Here is a 272-nt window from a genome sequence, read left to right on the forward strand (position 1 = left end):
CATGGCATCGATCAAACAGTCCACTTTAGCAATGATGTTAGGCTTGGCTTTTAGCAGTCAAGGAGTGGCAGTCACCACAATCCCATTCTGGCATTCAATGGAAGGTCAGCTTGGTGAAGAAGTGAATGACCTTGTCACTCGCTTTAATGAAACTCACCCAGATTACAACGTGATTCCCACTTATAAAGGGAACTACGAGCAAAGCCTCGCTGCGGGGATTGCGGCATTTCGTTCTGGCAATGCACTTGCGATACTGCAGGTTTATGAAGTTG

Annotated in this window: 1 pseudogene; it reads left to right on the plus strand. The window is 46.7% G+C overall.

Annotated features, from left to right (window positions below):
- Position 1 precedes the first annotated feature (1 nt).
- Positions 2-272: pseudogene (locus ACNQ0T_RS24260) on the plus strand (sn-glycerol-3-phosphate ABC transporter substrate-binding protein); the annotation flags it as partial.

This window comes from Enterobacter cloacae complex sp.6700776, assembly GCF_048284255.1.
GTDB lineage: Bacteria > Pseudomonadota > Gammaproteobacteria > Enterobacterales > Enterobacteriaceae > Enterobacter > Enterobacter intestinihominis.